16 protein-coding genes and 1 pseudogene are annotated in these 18,811 nt (G+C 71.0%); 9 read left to right on the plus strand and 8 right to left on the minus strand.

The features are described from left to right. Window positions 1-4: 4 nt before the first annotated feature. Together IEZ09_RS00315 and IEZ09_RS00320 are read right to left on the minus strand one after the other, a co-directional pair. Window positions 5-1,363 carry a class I adenylate-forming enzyme family protein gene (locus IEZ09_RS00315; RefSeq protein WP_229812117.1) on the minus strand — a complete coding sequence of 453 codons (1,359 nt, stop codon included), beginning with the start codon at window positions 1,361-1,363 and terminating at the stop codon, window positions 5-7. After that, window positions 1,350-2,894, minus strand: coding sequence for an NAD(P)-binding domain-containing protein (locus IEZ09_RS00320; RefSeq protein ID WP_189251478.1), 1,545 nt, complete (start codon window positions 2,892-2,894; stop codon window positions 1,350-1,352). Before IEZ09_RS00320 ends, IEZ09_RS00315 begins: the two co-directional genes overlap by 14 nt. Before the next feature lie 63 nt (window positions 2,895-2,957). Between IEZ09_RS00320 and IEZ09_RS00325 the strand changes: the two genes are divergently transcribed. Further along, window positions 2,958-4,454, plus strand: a complete 1,497-nt coding sequence (locus IEZ09_RS00325; RefSeq protein ID WP_189251479.1) for an aromatic amino acid ammonia-lyase — start codon at window positions 2,958-2,960, stop codon at window positions 4,452-4,454. A 44-nt stretch (window positions 4,455-4,498) separates the two neighbouring features. Here the strand turns inward: IEZ09_RS00325 and IEZ09_RS00330 are convergent, their stop codons facing one another. From IEZ09_RS00330 to IEZ09_RS00345, 4 genes are all read right to left on the minus strand, one after another. Then, complete coding sequence (locus IEZ09_RS00330) at window positions 4,499-5,746, minus strand: sensor histidine kinase (protein ID WP_229812118.1); 1,248 nt, start codon at window positions 5,744-5,746, stop codon at window positions 4,499-4,501. Continuing rightward, window positions 5,743-6,396: a response regulator transcription factor gene (locus tag IEZ09_RS00335; RefSeq protein WP_370467603.1), complete on the minus strand. Its 654-nt coding sequence runs from the start codon at window positions 6,394-6,396 to the stop codon at window positions 5,743-5,745. The genes IEZ09_RS00330 and IEZ09_RS00335 overlap by 4 nt, the downstream gene beginning before the upstream one ends. A 323-nt stretch (window positions 6,397-6,719) precedes the next feature. After that, window positions 6,720-7,520 (minus strand): glycoside hydrolase family 20 zincin-like fold domain-containing protein, encoded by an 801-nt coding sequence (locus tag IEZ09_RS00340; RefSeq protein WP_189251480.1) that lies wholly within the window; start codon window positions 7,518-7,520, stop codon window positions 6,720-6,722. Between the two features lie 104 nt (window positions 7,521-7,624). After that, window positions 7,625-8,422 carry a PaaX family transcriptional regulator gene (locus IEZ09_RS00345; RefSeq protein ID WP_229812119.1) on the minus strand — a complete coding sequence of 266 codons (798 nt, stop codon included), beginning with the start codon at window positions 8,420-8,422 and terminating at the stop codon, window positions 7,625-7,627. Between the two features lie 89 nt (window positions 8,423-8,511). Here IEZ09_RS00345 and IEZ09_RS00350 point away from each other — a divergent pair, with 89 nt between their 5' ends. The 5 genes from IEZ09_RS00350 to IEZ09_RS00370 are packed head-to-tail and all read left to right on the plus strand — an operon-like array spanning window position 8,512 to window position 13,425. Next, window positions 8,512-9,390 carry an SDR family NAD(P)-dependent oxidoreductase gene (locus IEZ09_RS00350; protein ID WP_189251481.1) on the plus strand — a complete coding sequence of 293 codons (879 nt, stop codon included), beginning with the start codon at window positions 8,512-8,514 and terminating at the stop codon, window positions 9,388-9,390. After that, a complete protein-coding gene (locus tag IEZ09_RS00355) occupies window positions 9,387-10,262 on the plus strand; it encodes an amidohydrolase family protein (protein WP_189251482.1) in 876 nt (291 codons plus the stop codon). Before IEZ09_RS00350 ends, IEZ09_RS00355 begins: the two co-directional genes overlap by 4 nt. Beyond that, window positions 10,259-10,717, plus strand: a complete 459-nt coding sequence (locus IEZ09_RS00360; protein ID WP_189251483.1) for a MaoC family dehydratase — start codon at window positions 10,259-10,261, stop codon at window positions 10,715-10,717. Before IEZ09_RS00355 ends, IEZ09_RS00360 begins: the two co-directional genes overlap by 4 nt. A gap of 10 nt (window positions 10,718-10,727) precedes the next feature. Continuing rightward, window positions 10,728-12,044, plus strand: a complete 1,317-nt coding sequence (locus IEZ09_RS00365; RefSeq protein ID WP_189251484.1) for an MFS transporter — start codon at window positions 10,728-10,730, stop codon at window positions 12,042-12,044. Next, entirely contained in the window at window positions 11,983-13,425 is a 1,443-nt protein-coding gene (locus tag IEZ09_RS00370; protein WP_189251485.1) for an acyl-CoA synthetase, read from the plus strand. Before IEZ09_RS00365 ends, IEZ09_RS00370 begins: the two co-directional genes overlap by 62 nt. Here the strand turns inward: IEZ09_RS00370 and IEZ09_RS00375 are convergent. Together IEZ09_RS00375 and IEZ09_RS00380 are read right to left on the minus strand one after the other, a co-directional pair. Continuing rightward, complete coding sequence (locus IEZ09_RS00375; protein WP_189251486.1) at window positions 13,391-15,109, minus strand: HAMP domain-containing sensor histidine kinase; 1,719 nt, start codon at window positions 15,107-15,109, stop codon at window positions 13,391-13,393. The two genes, IEZ09_RS00370 and IEZ09_RS00375, sit on opposite strands and share 35 nt — an antisense overlap. After that, window positions 15,099-15,794 (minus strand): response regulator transcription factor, encoded by a 696-nt coding sequence (locus IEZ09_RS00380; protein WP_189251487.1) that lies wholly within the window; start codon window positions 15,792-15,794, stop codon window positions 15,099-15,101. The genes IEZ09_RS00375 and IEZ09_RS00380 overlap by 11 nt, the downstream gene beginning before the upstream one ends. A gap of 80 nt (window positions 15,795-15,874) precedes the next feature. Here IEZ09_RS00380 and IEZ09_RS00385 point away from each other — a divergent pair, with 80 nt between their 5' ends. The 3 genes and pseudogenes from IEZ09_RS00385 to IEZ09_RS00395 all read left to right on the plus strand — a co-directional run bounded on the left by IEZ09_RS00385 (window position 15,875) and on the right by IEZ09_RS00395 (window position 18,801). Beyond that, window positions 15,875-16,912: an efflux RND transporter periplasmic adaptor subunit gene (locus tag IEZ09_RS00385; RefSeq protein WP_189251488.1), complete on the plus strand. Its 1,038-nt coding sequence runs from the start codon at window positions 15,875-15,877 to the stop codon at window positions 16,910-16,912. Further along, window positions 16,909-17,635 (plus strand): annotated as a pseudogene (locus IEZ09_RS00390) (ABC transporter ATP-binding protein). The gene IEZ09_RS00385 and the pseudogene IEZ09_RS00390 overlap by 4 nt, the downstream one beginning before the upstream one ends. Then, entirely contained in the window at window positions 17,632-18,801 is a 1,170-nt protein-coding gene (locus IEZ09_RS00395) for an ABC transporter permease (protein WP_189251489.1), read from the plus strand. The pseudogene IEZ09_RS00390 and the gene IEZ09_RS00395 overlap by 4 nt, the downstream one beginning before the upstream one ends. Window positions 18,802-18,811 lie beyond the last annotated feature (10 nt).

Raw genomic sequence — 18,811 nt, forward strand, 5'->3', positions numbered from 1 at the left:
TCCTCTACGCAGTCAACAGGCGCTTGTCGGGCTTGCCGCTGGGCGCGACAGGGGGTTCGGCGATCGCGGTGACGCGCACGGGTGCGCAGGCCGCGCCCAGCCGTCCGGTCACGAGCGCGCGCAGCTCTTCCAGCTCAGGAACTCGATCAGCTCGGGGGACCACGAACGCGTGCACGGCCTCGCCCGTGTCGTCGTCCGGCACCGCGACCACGTAGGCCTCGGCGACGTCCGGATGTTCGGCGATCACCTGCTCGATCGGGCCGGCGTGGTGCAGGTTCGCGTTGACGATCACGACGTCCCGCGCGCGACCGGTCAGGTGCAGGTGGCCGTCGGCGTCGAGGTGGCCGAGGTCGCGGGTGCGGACCCAGCCGTCCACGAACACCTCGGCCGTTTCCTCAGGGTTCCCCCAGTAGGCGCTGGCCTGGCCGGGGGTGCGCACGTACAGCTCGCCGTCGCGGATCTCCAGGTCCACCGGCGGTTTCCCGACCGTGCCCGGCGGGTCGTACGGCGTGGCCATCGAGATCATGCCGGTCTCGGTCTGGCCGTACCCGTGGAACAGCACGGGTCCCAGCACCTCCAACGCTTCGCGGTGGCGTTGGGTGGTCAGCGGCGAACCTGACACCAGCAGCGCGCGCAACGTCGGCAGGTCGGCAGGGGAGTGGCGCGCCACGAGCTTCGCCAGGCCGGGCACGGTGATGACGCGCGCTGTTGCCCGGTGGCGGGTGATCGCGTCGGCGGGGTCGTCTGCGACGACGACCGTGCCGCCTGCGGTCAGGGTCAGGACGGCGTACTCGAACATCACCTGGCTCGACAGCGATCCGAACACGAGATAGCGGTCGAGCCGTGACGCCAGCTCCCGGATCGCGGGTGGCCAGGCTTCGGGACGTGCGGTCCACGCGTTGGTCATCGCGGCGTAGGTCTGTGCGCACGCCTTGGGAACACCGGTGCTGCCGCTGGTGTGGATCAGCCGCGCGAAGTCACCTGGCCTGCCGTCGCAGCGCAGTTCCGGTCCGTGGGCCTGAGGAACGTCGTCGTCACGGACGACGAGCTTGATGTCGAGGCTGAGCAGGTGCTCGACCTGTGCCTCGGTCAGCCCCGGCCGCACGCCGACCACCCGTGCGCCCACCGCGTGCGCCGCGAGGATCGTGGCGAACGCCTCCGGGTTCACGCCGAGCAGCAACGCCACCCCGTCACCGGGCCCGATCCCTTTGGCGCGCAACCCGTTCCCGATCCGCGCGATCAGGTCGAGCAGCTCGCTACCGGTCACCACGCGGGTGCCGTGCTCGAACACCGGCCGGTCCGCGGCGGCGCCCAGCACCTCGAGCACCGCGCGCGGGAACGGCTCGGCGTCACGCGCCGGCAAGGCATTCCTTGACGAACACGACCAGCGGCTGCTGGTGCACGTCCGGCATGTCCCAGTGGTTCTCGAGGTTCTCCGCGAGGTGGTGGGTCGCGGTGAGCACGCCGTGGCGGTAGTAGCGCACCACCGGATGCAGGTAGCTGGCGTTCGCCGCGTTGACCGCGTCGTTCTCCGCCACGCGGGGAACGGTGATGTCGAACGGGTCCACGGTGTCGTGGTCCGGCCCGTACTCCAGCGTCACGACGAACCGGTGCTCGGCCGGCCCGAGCCCGCCGTCGGCGACGTAGGCGACCGGCACCTCCTCCTCGTACCGCGCCTGTCCGTCGTCGACCGTGACGACGTCGCCGATCACCGCGAACTGCTGCCACAGGCACGAAGACCTGTTCACCCTGGCGATGACCGCGTCGCTGATCGCCTCCGGCGACAGCTCCAGTTCCGCCGCGGGCCACGGGATGTCGTGGTGGCGGGCGTTGAGGACGCGGTGCAACGCGCGGGCGCCGTAGCGGAAGCCGTGGATGAACCCGCTGGTGGACTTCTTGAAGTCGCGGGACTGCGTGATCGTGCCCGCGAAGTACAGGCCCGGCACGGTCACCGACTCGAACGCCGGGGTGAGCTCGGGGAACCGGTCCTTGATCACGAGCGCCGGGCGGCAGCTGTCGTCGAAGATCGAGGCGTCGAACCGGAACCCGGTGCACGCGATGATCCGGTCGTACTCCAGCTCGCGCAGCTTCTCGACCGTGCGGGCGTAGCGGAACTGGATCCGGAACCCGCCTTCCGGCCGCGGCTCGATGCGTTCGATCGTGCCGTCGATGACGGCGTTCTCGGACTTGAGCTGGTAGGTGTCGAGGAAGTTGTTGTTGACCGCGCGGAGATGCCCCACGTAGTGCGTCTGCCACGCGAGCCTCACCGAGTGCGGCCCGGCGACGTGGATGACGGCCGCGTGCTCGACCAGCGCGTCGGCGGTCTCGAAGCCCGAGTTGCCCTTGCCGATCACGAGCACCCGCCGGCCGGTGAACGACTCGGGGTCGGTGTCGAACGTGTCGTAGCGCTCGACGTGCTCGATGCCGGGAATCTCCGGCACGTACAGCTGCGAGACCCCGGTGGCCATGATCAGGTGTTTCGCCCGCCAGGTCTGTCCACTGTGGTCGGTCGCGACGAAGCCGCCGTCGTCCCGCGCGATCCGGGTGACATCGATGTCGTAGTGGACTTTCAGGCCTGCCGCGAAGTCCTGGAGGTACCGGACGATGTCGTCGGCGTCCGGGAAGTACTTCCGGCTGTAGCGGGTGAACAGCAGCTGCGGGTCGTCGGTCAGCAGCGAGTTCCAGTCCATCCGCATCCGCTGCTCCGGATCGGTGAACCCGGTGTGCACCTTGTTGATGGAGATGAGCTTGCGGTGCCGGGGGAAACGGGTGAAGAACGTGCCGGCCCCGCTGCCGCGTTCGAGGACGGCGTAGTCGCGACCGTCCCGCTCCAGCAGTGCGGCGAGCTGCAAACCGGCCGGTCCCGCGCCGATGATCAGGTAGTCGTGCGCCATGCACCGGGAAGCTACCCAGCTGATCTCAGAACTTTCTGAGATCAGCTGCCTACCGTCCGTGCGGTGACCGCGACTGCTTCTGCCACGTCCGTGGACCTCGGCGCGCCGCTGACGGCCGCGCACCTGCTGAACGCCGCCGCACCGCTACCGGTGCTCGTCGGCCCCGCCGTCCTGGACCGGATCGAGCAGGGCCGCGCGTACCTGCGCACGGTGCTCGCCGACGACGAACGCCCGGTGTACGGCGCCAAAACGGGTTTCGGCGCTCTCGTGGGCTTCGCGGGCCGCCCCTCCGAAGCCGACCAGTGCGACAACACCCTGGCACACCTGGGCGCGGGCCAAGGCCCCGACCTCCCGCTCGACATCGCCCGCGCCGCACTGCTCGTGCGAACGTGGTCGCTGGCGCAGGGGCTCTCGGGCGTGTCCCCGCACGTCGTGTCGGCACTCGCGGCGATGTTCGCGACCACCTTCGTCCCGGCGATCCCGCGCTACGGATCCGTTGGGGCGAGCGGAGATCTGATCCCGCTGGCCTACGCGGCGCAGGCGTTGCGCGGCCGGGGCCACGCCTACCTGGACGGCGTCCGGATGCCCGCTGCCGAAGCCCTGGCCGCTGCCGGTCTGACGCCGCTCGAACTCGACGGCCGGGACGCGCTGGCCCTCGTGAACGGAACCTCGGTCACCACCGCGGCTACGGCCCTCGCGCTCTCCTCCGTGCGCGCCTCGCACCGGGCATCCGCGGACCTGACCTGTCTGCTCGTGGACGTCCTCGGCGCCGACCCCGGATTCCTCGACCCGCGCCTGATCACAGCGTTCGGACACCCCGGCGCCACCGACGTCGCCACCCGGATGCGCGCGCTGCTGGACGGCGCCCACCCGAGCGGCGACCGCGCGTTGCAGGAGCCGTACAGCATCCGCTGCTCACCCCAGCTGCTCGGCGCCGCCGAGGACGCCCTGCGCTACGTCGACGGCGTGGTCGCCGCGGACCTCGGCGGCGTCAGCGACAACCCGTTGTTCTTCCCGGACGACGACCTCGTCGCCCACGGCGGCAACTTCTTCGGCCAGCCCGCCGCGTTCGCCGCCGACGTCCTCGCCATGGTCACGGCCTCGCTCGGCAACCTGGCGGAACGCCAGCTGGACCTGCTGGTCGACCCCTCTCGCAACACCGGCCTGCCCCCGATGCTCGCCGCCGGTCCCGGTCAGCAGCACGGCCTGCAGGGCGTGCAGCTGGCGACCACCGCGTTCATCGCGGAGATCCGCCGCAACGTGCTGCCCGCCAGCACCCAGAGCCTGTCGACCAACCTGCGCAACCAGGACGTCGTGCCGTTCGGCACGCAGGCCGCGTTGCGCGCCTACGACCTGGCCGAGCTGCTGCGGCTGCTGTGCGGTTCGCTGGCGTTGGGGCTGAGGCAGGCCGTCCACGTGGGCGGGCGGAGGCCGACGGCACCGCGCTGTGCGGCGTTGCTGGACGCCCTCGCCGACGTGATCGCGCCGGTGGATCCGGACCGCCCGCTCGACGTTGACGTGCGGATGGCCGCGGACGTGGTCACCGGGCAGATGTGGTGACGGGTGGTCTGGTCCGCCCGCGGAGTCCGACGCCGATCACCTCCTCACGGGCAAGCCGAAGTGATCCTCTCCCGCAGCGGCGAAGACGACCGCCCCGCCACCGGCAACCTCACCGTGAACCGCGCACCTCGCCCAGGCTGCCCGTCCGCCTCCACGGTCCCGCCGTGCCCGGTCACGATCTCCCGCACCAGCGCGAGCCCCAGCCCGAACCGCTTCTCCCCGTGCCCCCGGTGGAACCGGTCGAACAACCGCTCCGCCTCACCGGGATCGAACCCCTCACCGGTGTCGGACACGACCAGCTCCACGTGTCCACCGTCCGAGCAGGCCCGCACCGAGATCCGCCCACCTTCCGGCGTGTGCCGCACCGCGTTCGCCAGCAGCTGGTCCACCGCCCGCCGCAACGCCGTCTCGACGCCGTTGACCACCAACGGGCCGCCGGAGAGCTCCACCGACAGCGCGATCCGCCGTTCCGCCGCCCGTTCGCGCTCCCCGGCCACCGCCGACGACGCGACCTCGGCCAGGTCCACCGGCGTGCCGTCGAGCCCGCGGCCCAGCTGGGCGGAGAGCAGCAGGTCGTCCACCACGTCCGCCAGCCCACGGATAGACCTGGCCAGCGCGTCGAGGTCGTCCCGGTGCCGATCGGGCAAGTCCGCGGCGACCGACAACAGCTGGGCCCGCAGGTGTGCCCGCGCGATCGGTGTGCGCAGCTCATGGCTCGCGTCGGTGACGAACCGGCGTTGCCGCGCCAGGGCGTCGGCCAGCGGCCCGAGCGTGCGGCGGCCGATGCCGAAACCGATGAGCGCCGCCACGAGCAGGCCCGCGATCAGCGCGATCCCCAGCGCCTGCACCAGGTGCCTGCGGTCGGACAGCTGGTACCGCAGGTCGAACACCGCCTGCACCGTGCTGCCGCCGGCGCCGGGAGTCGTCAGCACCATGTACTCCGTGCCGTTCGCGGACACGTCACGTTCGACGGTCGCCCCGGACGAGCGGACCGCGTCGAGATCACCGCGGACCGGGAAGCCCTCGGGCACCGGCAGCGCGCCCTGGTCGAGGGCGCCGTCCCTGAGCACGAACACCCACGCGCACCGGGGAGCGACACCGGGCACGCCGAACCGCGCGTTGTACCGCAGCTCGCGCGTCACCTGGGTTTCCTGCGCCTGCACCATGACGACGTACGCGATCGCGCCGACGAACGCGATCATCACCGTGATCGCCAGCCCCACCAGCACGCTGACCCGCACCCGCGCCCGCCGCACCTCCGCGCGCTCGGCCTCGGCCCACGAAGCCCTCACAAAGCCCCCAACCGGTAACCGACCCCCTGGACCGTGCGCACGACCGACCGCCCGACCTTGGTCCGCAGGTAGTGCACGTACGTGTCCACAATGGACTGCGATGGTGCGTCGTGGAACACCGTGCGCCGCAACGAGGCCCGCGTGTGCACCGTCTCCGGATGGGTCGCGAGCACCCGCAGCAGCCCGAACTCCCGCTCGGTCAGCGGCACCCGTTCACCGTCCGGCAGCACGACCCGGTGCTGCTCGAGCTCGAGCCGGCCGTCGCCGATGCGCAGCACCGCGGCCAGCTCCGCCGCCCGCCTGCCCAGCGCCCGCAGCCGCGCGGTCAGCTCACCGAGATCGAACGGCTTGGTCAGGTAGTCGTCCGCGCCGGCGTCGAGCCCGTCGATCCGGTCCCGCACGGTGCCCATCGCCGTGAGGATCATGACCTGCGTCCGCACCGACCGGGAACGCAACCGGGACAACAGGTCCAGCCCGTCCAGCGCCGGCAGTCCGCGGTCGATCACCACCACGTCGTACGGCCGGGTGAGCGCGAGATGCAGCCCTCGCTGCCCGTCCAGCGCGACGTCCACGACATGTCCCTCGCCGCGCAACACGGCGGCGAGCAACTCCACCAGCTCTCTGTCGTCCTCCACGAGCAACAGCCGCACGCCACGAAGAGTCCCACGCACACAGGGAGTCCGACCAGGTCACCAACGCGGTGCGACAGCCGACGAACAGGACCTCTCGCTGTTCACGGATGTGACCGAACTGCTCAGTCCAGTTCTTCGCGACCGTTCGTGCCTTCGCGAACCGGCGGGACCGGTAATTCAACGATAAACAGGTGAATCACGCGGGCTCCCGACCTGCAATCGGCCGCCGCTGTGAAAAACCAGCACCGCGCCGGCGCCGCGGCACAGGTTCGCGATGAACGGCGCATTCGTCCACCTGAGGTGAACAAATGCGCCGTTCATCGGTTGCTCGGGCAGCGGAACTACGTCCAGGCCGGTGCCACCGCGGACGCCGTGAAGTGGCCACCGACCCACCCGGCGGTCGCGACGGCGCGCAGCCCGTCGTCGTCCTCGGCGAGCCTGCCGTGCGGGCCGAGCACGTCCACGCGGTCGCTGCCGTCGTGCCACCGCACCGGCAGCCGGTTGTGCCGTTCGAGCAGACCGGCGAGCTTGCCGGTCAGCTTCGCCCTGCCGATGTGCACCCACCGGCTCGGGAACAGCTCCAGCAGGTCGATCGTCGCCGGGCTGATCTCCGGCACGACCGTGATGCCGTGGTCGAGGCCGTACTCGACGACCTCGCGGATGTGGTCCGGGTCGCCCTCGGGGAAGACGTGCAGCACGTTGAGCTTGTAGGCGGCCATCCGGTCGATGGCCTTGCGCATCTCGGCCGGTGGCAGCAGCGCGCTCGTGACGCCGCGCCAGGCGAACGCGGGGGAGTCCTGCACGTCGGCCGCGCGGACCGTGCCGTCACGGGTCATCAGCTGCCGGAACGACTGCACGCCGTGGCGCAGACCGGCCTGGGTGCCCGCGCGGAGCATGACCGCGTGGTTGCTGACCAGCAGCGCGTACCCCTCGGGGCCGAGCCCGCGCATCGCCGGGTCGTGCGTGACCATGAGCATGCCGTCGGGCGACTCGGCGAGCAGGTAGCCGGTCTGGCGGAAGATGTGCTCGCGCAGCAACGCCGCCGCGGTGCGGGCCTGTCCGGTCACGCGGACGGCCACGTCTTCGGTCAGGGGGAACGCACCCGTGCGACGGGGTGCGCTCGCAGGCATGGGAACGATCACCGGATTCCTCTCCAGCGGACCAACGCGGCTCGGCGTGCGCCAGTTCCCGTTGTAGCAGGTTTGCCCCCTGATTGGTCCAGACCTTCCAGTGATCGGGAACACCATCAGGTGATGGTGATCGACTCGATCGCGGCGTCGGCCAGCGGCGTCGCGGTCTCCGCGTAGCGCCGGGCGAGCGACTGGAAGAGCTGTTCCGCCTCGATCGCGGGCCACCCGGCGTCGAGCAGCTCGGCCGGCAGGTGCGGGTCCTGCCGCACGAGCTCCAGCCAGTCGGAGTGCAGCACGAGCTGGCGCGCGAGGTCGTCCGGCAGCGTCTTCAAGGGTGCCGGTCCGCCCCAGCGGGCGAGGAAGTCCTGGTAGCGGGCGGCGATCGCGGCCGTGTCGAACGCCCGGTGCGCGAGGTCCGCGGCCTCGGTCGGCTTGGCGTGCTGCGCGGTGAACACGGTGACGTGCTGGGTGAGGCCCAGTTCCTCGATCATCCCGGCGACCTCGCGGGACCCCGGCGCGATCCACAGGCCGTTCTGCACCGGCCCGAAGCCCGCCCACATCAGCTGCGAGCGCAGGTCGTGCCGTTCGCTGCGGCGGCTCTCCGGCAGTGAGAAGCCGATCAGCGTCCAGGTGCCGTCCCAGTCGTTGTTCAGCGCCCCGGTCTGCCAGATGCGCCGCTCGCCGTCCCGCAGCACGTCGCTCGCGCGCGGTGTCAGTCCGAAGTAGACCTTGCGGCCGTTGCGGTGCTTGGTGAGCAGGCCGCGGGTGGTCATCCGGGCGAGCGTCGACCGCACCGCCTCCTCGGACACGTCCACGCGGGCGAAGACGTCGATCACGCTGCCCGAGTACACGGCGATGTCGCGGCCGAACACGTAGAGGCCGAGGAAGTTGAGCATGAGCGACTGCGGGGTCACGCTGTCACGATACATGTTGGGCAGAATCTAGACGAGCGTCACGAATATGCCTTACGTTGGTGTGACTCCCAACGAGAGGACGAAGTCGGATGGATCTGTCGGGAAAGGTCGCGATCGTCACCGGCAGCGGCCGCGGGCTGGGCCGCGCCTACGCGGAGGCCCTGGCGCGCAACGGGGCCCAGGTCGTCGTGAACGACGTGGACGCCGCCGCCGAAGAGGTCGCCGCGAGCATCGGCGGCAAGGCCGTCATCGCGCCGGTCGGATCCAGCGAGACCGCGCAACTGCTCGTCGACACCGCCGTCGAGGAGTTCGGACGGCTCGACGTCATGGTCACCAACGCGGGCATCCTGCGCGACCGCGTGCTGTGGAAGATGAGCGACGACGAGTTCGACGCCGTGATCAACGTGCACCTGCGCGGCACCTTCACCTGCGCCCGCGCGGCGGCGATCAGGATGCGCGAGCAGGGCAGCGGCGGCAGCCTCGTGCTGATCTCCTCACCCGCCGGTCAGCGCGGCAACTTCGGCCAGACCAACTACTCCGCCGCGAAAGCCGGCATCGCCGCCATGGCCCGTACCTGGGCGATGGAACTGGGGAAGTCCGGCATCGACGTCAACGCCGTCGTCCCGGTCGCCGCCACCGAGATGACCAGGACGATCCCCGCGTTCGCGCCGCTGATCGAGGAGTCCGAACGCACCGGCGCGCCACTGCCCGCCTGGGTGCGCCGCGACGAGGGCCTCGGCAGCGTCGAGGACGTCACCGGCCTCATCGTCTACCTCGCGTCGGACGCCTCGAAGGGCGTCACCGGCCAGGCCATCGGCATCGGCGGCGACCGGCTCGCCCTGTGGTCGCACCCCGCCGAGAAGCAGGTCGAGTTCGCCGACGGCGGCTGGAGCGCGGAGGAGATCGCGCAGAAGCTGCCCAGCTTCACGCCCGAGACCTACGGCATCCCCGCCCCGGTGGCGCCGTGAACATCGACGAGCTGACCGCGATCGACGTCCACACGCACGCCGAGATCTCCTGCGACGGCCACAGTTCGCTCAGCCGAGAGCTGATGGAGGCATCCGCCAAGTACTTCAAGGCCGGGCACCGCCAGCCCACGGTCGCCGAAACCGCGGCCGTCTACCGCGAGCGCAAGATGGCGGCGGTGATCTTCACCGTCGACGCCGAGCACGCCACCGGACACCCGCGCATCAGCAACGAGGAGATCGCCGAGCAGTGCGCGGAACACTCCGACGTGCTGATCCCGTTCGCGAGCGTCGACCCGTGGAAGGGCCGCGCGGCCGTCCGGGAAGCCCGCAGGCTCGTCGAGCAGCACGGCGTGCGCGGCTTCAAGTTCCACCCGAGCCTGCAGGACTTCTCGCCGAACGACCGGATGGCCTACCCGCTCTACGAGGCGATCGAGGAGCTGGGCGTACCCGCGCTGTTCCACAGTGGACAGACCGGCATCGGCGCCGGGGTGCCCGGCGGCGGAGGGATCCGGCTGGGGCACTCCAACCCCATGCTCGTCGACGACGTCGCCGTCGACTTCCCGTACCTCAAGATCGTGCTGGCGCACCCGTCGTTCCCCTGGCAGGACGAGGCGCTCGCGGTCGCCACGCACAAACCGTTCGTGCACATCGACCTCTCCGGCTGGTCGCCGAAGTACTTCCCGCCGCAGCTCGTCCGCTACGCCAACACCGTGCTGCAGGACAAGGTGCTCTTCGGCTCCGACCACCCGGTGATCACCCCGGACCGCTGGCTGAAGGACTTCGCCGCCATCGACATCAAGGACGAGGTCCGTCCCAAGATCCTCAAGCACAACGCCGCCCGCCTGCTCGGGCTCGTCAAGGAGAACGCATGACCACCACCGTCAACGGAATCGAAGAGCTCAAAGCGCTGACGGGCGCCGACCTCGGCCACACCGACTGGTTGCAGATCGACCAGAACAGGGTCAACACCTTCGCCGACGCCACCGACGACCACCAGTGGATCCACACCGACCCCGAACGCGCCGCCACCGGCCCGTTCAAGGGCACGATCGCCCACGGCTACCTCACGCTCGCCCTGCTCATCCCGCTGATGACCGAACTGCTCGACGTCTCCGGCGTGCGCATGAGCATCAACTACGGACTGGAGAAGGTGCGCTTCCCCGCCCCGGTACCGGTCGGCGCCAAGATCCGGCTCAAGGGCCAGGTCGCGTCCGTGGAGGACGTCAAGGGCGACGGCGTTCAGCTGACCGTGGACTTCACGGTCGAGATCGAGGGAACGGACAAGCCCGCGTGCGTCGCGCGGGCCATCTACCGCCACTACACGTGAGGTGAAACCCATGGCGTCAACAACGCAGTTACGCCGCGCCGTCACATCCAGCTTCCTCGGCAGCGTCATCGAGTACTACGACTTCCTGCTCTACGCCACGGCGTCCGCGGTGGTGTTCAACAAGGTCTTCTTCTCCTCGCTCGACCCGCTCGTCGGCACGATCGCGAGCTTCGGCACCTTCGCCACCGGCTACCTCGCCCGCCCGCTCGGCGGTGTCCTCTTCGGACACTTCGGCGACCTGCTGGGCCGCAAGAAGATGCTCGTGCTCACCATGAGCCTGATGGGTGTCGCGAGCTTCCTGATCGGCCTGCTGCCCACCTACGCCCAGGTCGGCTGGCTCGCCCCGGCCGGGCTCGTGCTCCTGCGCGTCGTGCAGGGCATCTCCGTCGGCGGCGAGTGGGGCGGCGCGGTGCTCATGTCCGCCGAACACGCCACCTCCCGGCGCGGGCTGTGGGCGAGCTTCACCAACGCGGGCGCGCCCTGCGGCATGGTCCTGTCCACCGCCGCGCTCACCGGCACGGCCGCGCTGGTGGGGGAGCAGGCGTTCCTGCAGTGGGGCTGGCGGGTGCCGTTCCTGATCAGCCTGGTGCTGCTGGCCGTCGGCCTGTTCGTGCGGATGAGGGTCGAGGAGACCCCGGTGTTCCAGGCGGAGAAGAAGCGCACCTCGGCACCGTTGATGGACGTGCTGCGCAACCACCCGCGCACGTTGCTGCTCGGCGTCGGCGTGGGCCTGTCGGCCTTCGTCGCCCAGTCCACCCTGACGACGTTCATCCTCGCCTACGGAGTGCAGGCCGGCACCAGCAGGCAGGCGATCCTCAACGCCCTCACGCTGTCCTCGGCACTCGCCGTGATCGGCATCCTGGGCTGGTCGGCGGTCTCTGACCGGTTCGGCAGGCGGCCCGTCGTGCTCGCCGGGGCCGTGCTGATGGCGGCGTTCGGGTTCGCGCTGTTCCCGTTGGTGGACAACGGACTCATCGTGCTCGCGCTGGTCGTCGGCCAGGCCGTGCTGCACCCCATGATGTACGGCCCGCTGGCGGCGCTGTACAGCGAGCTGTTCTCCACCGGCAGCCGCTACACCGGAGCCTCACTGGGCTACCAGCTCGCCGGGCTCGGCGCGGGCCTCGCACCCCTGCTGTTCGCGCAGGTCCAAGCCTCGGCCGGCACCACGGCCATCTCGTTCATCCTCGCGGCGTTCTGCCTGCTGACCGTGCTGTGCACGCTCGCGCTCCGGGAGACCAGCCGCACGAGCCTGACAGGAGACCGGAGTGCGGAACGCGGGACTGGGCAGCTGGCCGGCTCGCCGGGCACGGATGTCGCCCCGGCGTGAGGCGTTCACGTTCGAAGGCGCGTCGACCACCTACGAGGAGGTGGCCCGGCGCACCACGAAACTCGCGCGGCGCCTGGAAGAGCTCGGGGTGCGCCACGGCGACCGGGTCGCCTACCTCGGCCCGAACCACCCCGCGTTCGCCGAGACGATGTTCGCCGCGCACCTGCTCGGCGCGATCTTCGTCCCGCTGAACTTCCGGCTCTCCACCGCCGAGATCGACTACCAGCTCGCCGACTGCGGCGCGCGCGTCCTGGTCCACGCGCCGCAGTTCCGGTCCGACCACCCGTCCACCGTCTCGCTCGACGACTACGAAACCTGGCTGGAGGGCGGCTCCGACGAGCCGCTCGACGTGCCGGTGTCCATCGAGGACAGCGCCCTGATCCTCTACACCTCCGGCACCACCGGCAGGCCCAAGGGCGCCGTCCTCAGCCACGCCAACCTGCTGTGGAACACGTTCAACCTGATGATCGGCGTCGACATCGCCGCCGACGAGGCCGCGCTGGTCGCGGCGCCGCTGTTCCACGTGGCGGCGCTGACCCAGACGCTGCTGCCCACCTTCGTCAAGGGCGGCCGCAGCGTGATCACCCCGCGCTGGGACGTCACGGCGTGCCTCGAGCTGATCGAGAAGGAACAGGTGACGTGGATGTTCGGCGTCGCCACGATGTACGCCGACCTCGCGGCCTCCCCGCGGTGGCCTGCCGCGGACCTGAGCTCGTTGCGGGTGCTGCTGTGCGGAGGCTCGCCGGTCCCGGACTCGGTCATCCGCACCTACCAGGACCGCGGCCTGGTGTTCTGCCAGGGCTACGGCCTCACCGAGACCGCACCGGGAGCCACGTTCCTGGAAGCGGCCGACAGCGTGCGCAAGGCCGGTTCGGCGGGCGTGCCGGTGTTCTTCGCCGACGTGCGGCTGGCGGACACGGGTGAGATCGAGGTCCAGGGCCCGAACGTCACGCCCGGCTACTGGAACGACCCGGTCGCCACCGCGAACGCGTTCACCGAGGACGGCTGGTTCCGCACCGGCGACGTCGGCCGGCTCGACGACGAGGGCTACTTCTACATCGTCGACCGGGTGAAGGACATGTTCATCTCGGGCGGGGAGAACGTCTACCCGGCCGAGGTGGAGAACGCGATCTCCGACCACCCCGGTGTCGCGGAGGTCGCCGTCGTCGGGGTACCGGACCAGCGGTGGGGCGAGGTCGGCCGCGCCTTCGTCCGCCCGCGGCCTGGTGCACTGGTCGACGCGGCGGGGCTGCGCGACTTCCTGCTGCCGCGCCTGGCGAAGTACAAGATCCCCGTGCACGTCGACGTCGTCGCCGAACTGCCGCGCACCGGCTCGGGCAAGGTGCTCAAACACGCCCTGCGCCGGCTGCCGCCGCCGTGACCGGGAGGCGCACGGTGAACGTGGTGCCCCGCCCCGGCGTGCTCGTCACGCCGACCGCGCCACCGTGCGCCTCGACCAGCTTCCGCACGATCGCGAGCCCCAGCCCGCTGCCGCCGGTGCTGCGGGCTCGTGACTTGTCCGCCCGCCAGAACCTGTCGAACACGTGCGGCAGGTCCTGCGCGGCGATGCCGGAACCGGTGTCCGCCACGGAGATCACCGCGTCAGGCCCGTCCGCGGCCGCGCTGACCGTGACCGACCCGCCGGAAGGCACGTAGCGCAGCGCGTTCGCGACGAGGTTGTCGAGAACCTGCCGCAACCGCACCGCGTCCGCGTCCACCACGAGCTCCTCCGCCGCCACCGCCAGCGCGATCCCCGCCTGCGCGGCCCGTGCCTCGTGCGCTGCCCTGACCTGCTCCACCACGGCCGGCACGGACACCTGCTCGACGGTCAGCCGCAACGACCCGGCGTCCGCGATCGCGAGGTCCTGGAGGTCGTCCACGACGTGCTGCAGCACCAGAGCTTCCTTGAGCAGCAACGTGACCAGCGCCGGGTCGAGGTCGCTCACCCCGTCCTCGGCCGCCTCCAGCCACCCGCGGATGTTGCTCAACGGCGTGCGCAGTTCGTGCGCGACATCGCTGACCATCGCCTTGCGCGCCTGCTCCAGCTGCGCCCTGTTCGCGGCCATCGTGTTGAACGCCCTGGTCAGACCGGCGATCTCGTCCTGCCCGCGCACCGGCACCGGCGGAATGTCGCTACCGCCCGACATGTGCTGGGCGGCAGCCGTCAACGCCCGCAACGGACGCGTGATCCGCGCACCCGCGAACGCCGCCACGCCGACCGCGGCCAGCAGCACCGCCGCGGCCGCACCCACCACCTGCCAGCCGTTGCCCGACAACGAGATCGCGGTCGTCGGCGTCCCCGAAGGGCTCGTGAGGTACAGCAGCACCGGCGGCGCCACGTACTGCGCCAGCTGCTCCTTGCGCGACGCCGCGACGCACGCCGCCACCGCCGGTTCGTCCGGCGGTGGCGCGCCCGACGTCTGCTTCGTCGCCGGGGTGTAGTCGGGATCCAGTTCCACCGGCGGCAGCGACCTGCGCGCCAGACAGGCGTTGACCAGGTCCTCCAGATCCAGCAGCGCGTAGAAGTCCGCCGCGGTGTCGAACGGCAGCTGGTTCTCCCGGCAGTCCTTCCGCGTCTGTTCCTTCTTCGCCATCCGCAGGCAGAACAACGACCCGGTCCGGTCCTCGCGCTCGCGGAAGTCGATCGGCGTGCGGAACGGCCCCAGCACCCGCTTGTCGATCCGGTCCGCGGGCGCGTCCGGCACCAGCACCGGGTCGACCGCCAGCGCGTCCACCACCGCCGAGGCCGTCGCGGGCAGCTCACCACCGTCGCCACCCTGGTCGACGACCGTCCGCCCGTCCTTGGTGACCAGCACGATCCGGCGGTGCGGGAGCTCGCCGGCCAGCGACCTGATCAGACCGTCCACTTCGGACCAGTCGCGGTGCGTGGTGGCGTGGAGCAGCAGCGCAGCGTAGATCCTGTTGTCCGACGCCAGCTCCCTGCCCTGCTCGCGGGCGATCGACGCCTTGGTGAGCTGGGTGGCGAGCCACGCGGTCGCGGCGATCGAGCACACCGCGATCAGCACCACGACCACGAGCAGTCGCGTGAAGACGCTACGACGCATCGGCACGACCGGCGGTGAGCTTGTAGCCGATGCCGTACACCGTGACGAGGTGCTCCGGCGCCCGCGAATCGGCCTCGATCTTGCGGCGCAGGTTCTTCACATGCGTGTCGATCGTCCGCGCGGTGAGATAGCTGTCGAAACCGTGCATGCGCGCCAGCAGCTGCTCGCGCGTGAACACCCGGTTCACCTCGGACGCGAGCACCTCCAGCAACCCGAACTCACCTGGCGTGCACTCGACCGGCTCCCCGCGCACCGTCACCTCGTGCCGCACCGGGTCCACCACGATCGGCCCGACCCGCAGCAGCGGCACCGGCCGCGCGGACGGACGGCGCCGCAACAACGTCCGCACCCGCGCCACCAGCTCACGCGGGCTGAACGGCTTGGTCATGTAGTCGTCCGCGCCGATCCCCAGCCCGTGCAGCAGGTCGTCCTCGGTGGACCGCGCCGTCAGCATCAGCACCAGCACGTCCGACTCCGCCCGCAACGCACGGCAGACGTCCAGCCCGCCCAGCCCCGGCAGCATCAGGTCGAGCACCACCAGCTCGGGCCGCTCGGCGCGAACGACGTCCAGCGCGTCCCGTCCGTCGTGGACCACGACCACGCGGTGGTGGTCCTGCTCCAGGTACCGGCGCACCAGCTCGGCCTGGTTCTCGTCGTCCTCGGCCACCAGGATGAGAGCGCTCACGGGGGCGAGGATACGGACGCCCTCGCGGCGATCACCGGTTCGTCACAGGATCCTCACAACCCCTGATCAAGATCCACGGCATGCGCAGGACAGTCATCGCGGCCACACTGCTCGTCGTGGTCGTCGCCGCCACCGTCACCGTGCTGCTGGTGCGCGGCAGACCCGACGAGCCCGCCGCGGCCGGGCCACCCGCGGTGAAGACCACGACCGTGCGGCGAGGCGACCTCGCCAACACCCGCGTGCTGCAGGCCAACCTCGGCTTCGGCGCGGCCAGGCCGGTCAAGGGCGGCACCGGCACCGTCACGAAGCTGCCGGCCCCCGGCCAGGTCACCGAGCTGGGCAAGGAGCTCTACCGGGTGGACGACCAGCCGGTGGTCGTGTTCTTCGGCGCCACCCCGCTGTTCCGCGCCCTCGACACCCCCGGCCTCAAGGGCTCCGACGTCGCCGTGGTGATGGACAACCTCGCCGCACTCGGCCACCAGGTCGGCACCCGCCCTCGCGACGCCGCGAAAGCCGAGCTCACGCCCAAGGTGATCGACGCGCTGAAGAAGTGGCAGAAAGCCCTCGGCGTCGAGCAGAACGGCGTGCTGCAGCCGGGCCGCGTCCTCGTCCTGGACCGCCCGATGCGCGTCGCCACCGTCAAGGCCCAGCTCGGCGCCCCGGCGAGCGAGGAGCTGTTCGAGATCACCCCGACCACCCGTCTGATCACCATGCAGGTCCTGGTGTCCGAGGCCGGGACGGTCAAGGCGGACATGCCGGTGACGATCGTGCGCCCCGACTCCCGCGAGGTCCCCGGCAAGGTCACGTCGGTGAACAACGCGCCGGCGTCCGAGAACGGTGGCGGCCCCAAGATCGACGTTACGGTCACCCCGGACAACCCGGCCGACGTCGCCGACCTCGACACCGCACCGGTGCGCCTGAAGTTCACCACCGAGAGCCGCATCGGCGTGCTGACCGTGCCCCTGGCCGCGCTGATCGCGCTGAAGGAGGGCGGCTACGCCGTCCAGCTGCCCGGCGGTGCGCTCAAGGCGGTGCAGACCGGCCTGTACTCACAGGACAAGGTCGAGATCTCCGGCGACGGCATCACCGACGGCCTCGAAGTGGTGACCGCCCAATGACCCCGGTGCTCGCGCTGCGGTCGGTGAGCAAGCACTATCCCGGCGGCGTCACGGCGTTGGCCGACGTCTCGCTGCAGGTCAGCGCGGGGGAGTTGCTCGCGATCGTCGGCCCGTCCGGCTCCGGCAAGTCGACCCTGCTGCACCTGATCGGCACTCTGGACCTGCCGTCGTCGGGCACGGTGGAGATCGACGGCCAGGACGTCTCGTCACTGCCCGACCGCAGCCTGTCGGCGCTGCGCGGCAGCAGGCTCGGGTTCGTGTTCCAGCAGTTCCACCTCTCCGACGCCCTGACCGCCACCGAGAACGTCGCCACCGGCCTGCTCTACGCCGGCGTGCGCCGCAAGGACCGGCGAGCGCTGGCCGTGGAGGCGCTGGACCGCGTCGGCCTCGGCCACCGCACCGACCACCGCCCCCCAGCAGTTGTCCGGCGGCGAACGCCAGCGCGTCGCCATCGCCCGCGCCGTGGTGAACAACCCGGCGCTGGTACTGGCCGACGAACCGACCGGCGCCCTCGACACCGCCAACGGCCAGGCGGTGCTGGACCTGCTGCGCGAACTGAACCGGCAGGGCACGACCATCGCCCTGATCACCCACGACCGCGACATCGCCGCATCGCTCCCACGCCGCGTGGAGTTGAGAGACGGACGGATCGTCGCCGACACCGGGCAGGACCCCGAGACCACCGCCCAGTTCCCGCTCCAGATCCGCAGGACCACCCGATGAGCCGCCTCTCGTTCGCCGACCTGATCTCCCTCGGCTCGCTCGGCGTCCGCACCCGCAGACTGCGCGCCGCCCTGTCCGCCCTGGGCATCGCCCTCGGCGTCGCCACCGTCGTCGTGGTCACCGGCATCCCCGCCTCCAGCCAGCAGGCCCTCCTCGACGAACTGACCGCGCTCGGCACCAACCTCCTGCGCGCCCAGCCCGTCCCGCGCCAGGACAACCCGGTGCTCCTCCCCGAAGCCTCGGTCGCGATGGTCGGTCGCATCGGCCCGGTCACCGCCGCCGCGGCCGTCGCCAACACCCACACCCGCGTCCGCCGCAACGACCTGCTCGACCCCGGCCACAGCTCCGACATCACGGTCCTGGCCACCACTCCCGACCTCCTCGACACCGTGAACGGCCGCGTGGCCAGCGGCGAGTTCCTGCCCCGCCCCGACTTCCCGTCCGTGGTCCTGGGCCACGTCGCCGCGTCCCGGCTCGGCATCGGCCACCTCGGCGACAACCCCGCCGTGTTCGTCGGCGACCGCTGGTTCACCGTCGTCGGCGTGCTCGCCCCCCTGCCACTGGCCCCGGACCTCGACCGATCGGTGCTCGTCGGCTGGGACGCGGCCCGCACCCAGCTCGGCTTCGACGGCCACCCGACCGTCGTCTACGTCAAGGCCCGCGAGGAGTCCATTGAGGACGTCCGAGCCGTCCTCCCCGCGACCCTGCACGGCGAAATCCCGGGCCTGGTCCAGGTCAGCCGCCCGTCCGACGCCCTGGCCGCCAAACGAGCCACCCAGAACTCCTACAGCGCCCTGTTCCTCGGCCTCGCGGGCGTCGCCCTGCTCGTGGGCGGGGTCGGCGTGGCGAACACCATGGTGATCTCCGTCCTGGAACGCCGCAGCGAAATAGGCCTGCGCCGAGCCCTCGGCGCCACCCGCGGCCACATCCGGGCCCAGTTCCTGACCGAGGCGATCCTGCTCTCGGGCCTGGGCGGCCTGGCAGGCACCGCCCTGGGCGCCCTCGGCGTCACCGGCTACGCCACCCTGCACCGCTGGCCGGTGATCATCCCCCTGCCGGTGCTGGCTTCCGGCGTGCTGGCCGCGTTCGTCGTGGGCGCCGCCGCCGGCCTCTACCCCTCCATCCGCGCCGCCCGCCTCACCCCGACCCAGGCGCTCTCCGCGTGACGAAAGGAAA

It is taken from the genome of Lentzea flava (assembly GCF_014648475.1).
Taxonomy (GTDB): Bacteria; Actinomycetota; Actinomycetes; order Mycobacteriales; family Pseudonocardiaceae; genus Lentzea; species Lentzea flava.

Excerpts from the sequence above, each read along its gene's own strand:
- IEZ09_RS00320 (WP_189251478.1), bottom strand. The coding sequence starts at position 2,894 with ATGGCGCACGACTACCTGATCATCGGCGCGGGACCGGCCGGTTTGCAG.
- IEZ09_RS00350 (WP_189251481.1), top strand. The coding sequence starts at position 8,512 with ATGGATCTGTCGGGAAAGGTCGCGATCGTCACCGGCAGCGGCCGCGGG.
- IEZ09_RS00360 (WP_189251483.1), top strand. The coding sequence starts at position 10,259 with ATGACCACCACCGTCAACGGAATCGAAGAGCTCAAAGCGCTGACGGGC.
- IEZ09_RS00365 (WP_189251484.1), top strand. The coding sequence starts at position 10,728 with ATGGCGTCAACAACGCAGTTACGCCGCGCCGTCACATCCAGCTTCCTC.
- IEZ09_RS00375 (WP_189251486.1), bottom strand. The coding sequence starts at position 15,109 with ATGCGTCGTAGCGTCTTCACGCGACTGCTCGTGGTCGTGGTGCTGATC.
- IEZ09_RS00385 (WP_189251488.1), top strand. The coding sequence starts at position 15,875 with ATGCGCAGGACAGTCATCGCGGCCACACTGCTCGTCGTGGTCGTCGCC.
- IEZ09_RS00395 (WP_189251489.1), top strand. The coding sequence starts at position 17,632 with ATGAGCCGCCTCTCGTTCGCCGACCTGATCTCCCTCGGCTCGCTCGGC.